Origin of the sequence: Candidatus Syntrophosphaera sp. (assembly GCA_019429425.1) — a bacterium.
Classification (GTDB): Bacteria; Cloacimonadota; Cloacimonadia; order Cloacimonadales; family Cloacimonadaceae; genus Syntrophosphaera.
On the sequence record JAHYIU010000122.1, the window covers coordinates 1 to 4203 of the forward strand.

General features: G+C 61.7%; 4 protein-coding genes. 1 reads left to right on the forward strand and 3 read right to left on the reverse strand.

Annotation, left to right across the window (positions count from 1 at the left end; all coding sequences use genetic code 11):
- Positions 1–875, reverse strand: an 875-nt coding sequence (locus K0B87_09360; GenBank protein MBW6514942.1) for a hypothetical protein, incomplete at its 3' end; no start/stop codon positions are given.
- A 221-nt stretch (positions 876–1096) separates the two neighbouring features.
- A complete protein-coding gene (locus tag K0B87_09365; protein ID MBW6514943.1) occupies positions 1097–2086 on the reverse strand; it encodes an SEL1-like repeat protein in 990 nt (329 codons plus the stop codon).
- 390 nt (positions 2087–2476) lie between these two features.
- On the opposite strand from K0B87_09365, the gene K0B87_09370 reads away from it, so the two are divergent.
- The gene (locus K0B87_09370) at positions 2477–3661 is read left to right on the forward strand and encodes a PLP-dependent aspartate aminotransferase family protein (protein ID MBW6514944.1); all 1185 of its coding nucleotides are present in this window, start codon (positions 2477–2479) and stop codon (positions 3659–3661) included.
- A gap of 39 nt (positions 3662–3700) precedes the next feature.
- Here the strand turns inward: K0B87_09370 and K0B87_09375 are convergent.
- On the reverse strand, positions 3701–4203 hold a 503-nt coding region (locus tag K0B87_09375; protein MBW6514945.1), incomplete at its 5' end, for a hypothetical protein.

A 4203-nucleotide genomic window follows, 5' to 3' on the forward strand; every position in this document is an offset into this window, starting at 1 on the left:
TGATTCCGGCACGCATGGACTCCAGGATATACTTCCGCTACTCCGTTATTGCTGGAGTCCATGCTCGTTCCTCGCTCGACTCCAGCGTGATCTTCCTCCGCGCAGGCTGCCATCATGTACAGCAGCTTGGCCTCCAGCCCCGCCTTTTCCACCTCCAGCGGCCGGAACCCGGAATTGTGCAGCAACCCGGGATCGAAGCTGAAGAAACAGGCCCGGGCCCAGTCAGGCGCGGAATCCACAGGGTGGTCGAGGGTGGTCATCACCCGCAGGGCCAGGTAGCGCCAGAGGGTGCGGAATTCTTCCTCCACCGTGATGGGCCGGTCGAGCTGGGCGATCAGCTTCACCCCGTCGCGCACCGAGCGGAAGGCGTAGCGGACGAAGGGGAGTTTCGCGATTGCCGCGGCCTTCATGCCTTCGATGTCCGGAACGTGGTCGAGGTCGAAGAGCATGAATTGGGCGCTCTGCACCGTGGCGTTGGAGCGGAAGCGCTCGCAGACCGCGCCGCAAAACCAGGGCAGGCCGGTCTTCATCGCTTTGGCCAGGTCTTGATTGGGCTGGTTGCGGATGGTGTGGATCAGGGCGCGCAGGTCGGTCCCCTCCACGAAGCCGGTCTTGATGGATTCGATCACGTGCGCGATGTCCCGGATGGCGATCACGCTGGGCGCCGTGACCTTCTTGCCAATGGTCACGGGATACTTGATGGCGCTGTTGCTCCTCTCCCCGCCGTCGGCAAAGGAGAGATCGGGCCTGGGCGCGGGTTTGGCCCTGTCTCTGGAGTCCGGATCCAGGATGATGAACTCCGCTTCGGGGTTGAGGGCGGGCGCGGCGTTGTCGGCCTTGCCCATGAGCAGTGTGGGGTTGAAAATGGGGTACATTGCGTACCTCCTTGGTTAAGTAGTCCCCCGGAAAACCGGGGTCCACACTACTACGTTCTCAGGTGAGAAATCTGTGAGAAAAGGGGGTTATGCTGAAATCAGATGTTGTTGATTGCCAAGGAGATACAAATGAAAAAAAGTGAAAATAGATTTTCTCACGATTCTCATGGGCAACCAAAAACCCGGATCGCGTGAGAAAACGGGTTTGGAAAAGGGTGTGTCTAAATGATCTCGAGGGTGATGAGGGCGGCGAGCTGCCTGCCTTTGCCCTTTCCGAGCCAGCGGAAGGCCTTGTGGCGGGTATCCAGGCCGAAGAGCTTGCGGAATTCGTGGTTGAAGTCATCCACGATACTGTGGTTTTCCCTGTTGCAGCCGGCGTCGGCGGCCACATTTCGGGCGTGGTAATCCAGCGTGGCCTGGCCCTGGCGGGCGTGGTAATCCAGCGTGGCCTGGCCCTGGCGGGCGTCCCAATAGACCTTGAGCAGCGAGAGGCAACGCTCGGAAAAGATATCCCGGGCTTTGAAGGTCTGCTTGCTTCTGGTGTGGCGGAAGGTGATCTTGTTCGTCTCGAGGAAATAGGCGAGGGTGAGGTCGCGGGTGTTCTCGATCCTCCATTTCCTGATCCGGTCAAGCTTTGAGGCGGAGGCAACGGCGTCCGCCTTGAAATAGGCGCGAGTGAATCCTGCCTCGCGTTCCGCGGGGGGTTTGTAGCGGGAGGCGCGCTCCAGGCAGTATTCGGGGGTCAGTTCGCCCCGGCCGCGCAGCTGATAGCGCTCGTTTGCCTCGCGCTGGGCCCGTTTGGTGACGATGGGGGAGCCGATCTCGTTTTCCAGGGCGCCGAGCAGTTCGTCGGAGACCAGTTCGTCATTCTCAGCGCGGGCCAGGATCGCCCAGATGTAGGCCTCGATGGGATTGGCTTCCGCGCCGATTCCGCGGCGATAACAATCGGAAAGCGCGACCAAGGCCTCAACGCAGGCGGGATCGAGGCAAACGGCCAGGAGCAGATGGCGGTGGCCATCCACAACGTTTTTGGGCACACCCCGGCCCGAGAGATAGAGGCAGCCGCACCAGTAATGGGCTTGGGGGACGCCCGCGCCGCAAAGCTTGGAGGCCAGGGCAAAGGCGTCTTTATAGGTGCGGACAACGGACTGGGGAAAACTCTCCCCCGCGAGGGCTTGCAGGGCCTCAAGATCGGGCTTTTTGCTGGTCACGACGAACCTCCCAAATTCAGACACCGGCACCTATATTTGGGAGGCAGATTTGTGTCAACAGCATTCTTGCCCGGTTTTGGCTGCTAAAACGGAACTCGCAAGCGCTAATCCGGCAGGCTTTTGGGAAAGGCCCGGAACATCCACAAGCGCTTGAATCCCCGCCCACGCGATCGGGCACATTTCACTGCGGGACTTAAATTTGGAACAATGTCCACTCCGCGCGAAGAGGCAGCTATTTTTTTTAGCCAGAGGTCGGGCTGATGAGCATGGGGAAAAGCGGCGGGCTTTTTGCGGGTTGACAAAATCCCGGCACCGCAAAGAGTTAGCCCAGCGGCCGGACACGCGCCTCCGCGCGGTTCTGCCGGCGAAACTGACCAAGGAAGGAACAGCATGCATAAAGACTTGAAAACTGACACCCTGCTCATCCACGCCGGAAAGCAGCCCGACTCACTAAATGCGGTGGTCACGCCCATCTACCAGACCTCCACTTTCGCGTTTAGCGACGCCCAAGACGGCGCCGACTGCTTCGCGGGCGAGAGCGGCGGCTACATCTACACCCGCCTCGGCAACCCCACAGTGAGGGCTTTGGAAGACGCCATGGCTGCCCTCGAGCACGGCTGGGGCGGCATCGCCACCGCCAGCGGCATGGCGGCTGTGGTCACGGTCTATATGGCCTGCCTGGAAGCCGGCGCGCACATCGTTTCCACCGATGCCGTCTATGGCCCTTCGCGCGGGGTTTTGGAGAAGCATTTCAGCCGCTTCGGAGTGAGCGCGGACTTTGTGGACAGCAGCGACATCGCGCGGGTGGAAGCGGCCTTGAAGCCCAATACCAGGCTGCTCTACATCGAAACCCCGGCCAATCCCACCATGGCCATCACCGATATCGCCGCCTGCGCGGAGCTTTGCCGCCAGCGCGGCATCCGCCTCGCGGTGGACAACACCTTTTGCTCACCCTGCCTGCAGCGCCCTCTGGACCTGGGCGCAGACATCGTTTTGCACTCCATCACCAAGTTCATAAACGGCCACGCGGACGTGGTGGGCGGCGTGATCATCGCCAAAACGGAAGCCGATCACAAGCTTTTGCACGGCGTGATGACGAACCTGGGCGGCTGCATGGATCCCCATCAGGCCTTTCTGGTGAGCCGCGGCCTGAAGACCCTCGGAGTGCGTCTGGAACGCGCCCAGGCCAACGCGATGAAGATCGCCGCCTGGCTGGAACAGCATCCCCGGGTCGCATGGGTGAAATTCCCCGGTTTGCCTTCCCATCCGCAATACGCCTTGGCCCAAGCACAGATGTCCGGACCAGGCGCGATGATCTCCTTCGGCCTGAAAGGCGGGCTGGAAGCCGGACGCGTCCTCATGGACAACGTGCGCGTCGCCACCCTGGCCGTGTCTTTGGGCGGAGTCGAAACCCTCATCCAACACCCCGCCTCCATGACCCATTCCAAGGTGGGGCCAGCCGCCAAGCAGCAAGCCGGCATCACCGACGACCTCGTGCGCTATTCCGTGGGCATCGAAGACACGGAAGACCTCATAGCCGACCTGGAGCAGGCCCTGGAGCGCGTTCCCGGCTGATTCAACCGGCCCGGTCCCCTTGCGGCCTGAGCGCTTGCCTCACGCGGCCAGGGGCAGTTCGCTTTGGACGGATTCACGCTCCGGCAGAACGATCTGGTCCCCGTACCAGGCGAAGCCGTAATCGGTGCGCAGATAGCGCTTGATGTATGCGGCCAGGGCGGGATTTTCTTTGGCTGCGCGGGCGATGAGGCGGGCAAGCGAGTTTCTGAGGCGCAGGTAGGCGTGTTTGCGGCCGGGGGCGTGGTTCTTGATGCCGCCTCGGGGCTTGGTGTTGCGGCGGATCTCGGCCATCAGGAAGCCGTATTCCCAGTCGATATCAGAGCAATCGGCAGTGGGGTCTTCGCGGAGCAGTTCCTCCCTCATTTTGCGGAGCTGGTTGGAGCGGGCGTGGTATTCACGCAGGGCCCGGGCGTCACAATAGGGGACATTGGTATCGCCAGTTTCCAGACTCGCCAGCAGCAGAGCGGGGTCGTCGGGATGCAGGTCGATACGCAGGCAAAGTTCCAAAGCGCTGAACACGCGGCCAGGCTGGGAGCCCAGGA

Coding starts and splice junctions, on each gene's coding strand:
- K0B87_09370 (MBW6514944.1), top strand. CDS start 2,477: ATGCATAAAGACTTGAAAACTGACACCCTGCTCATCCACGCCGGAAAG.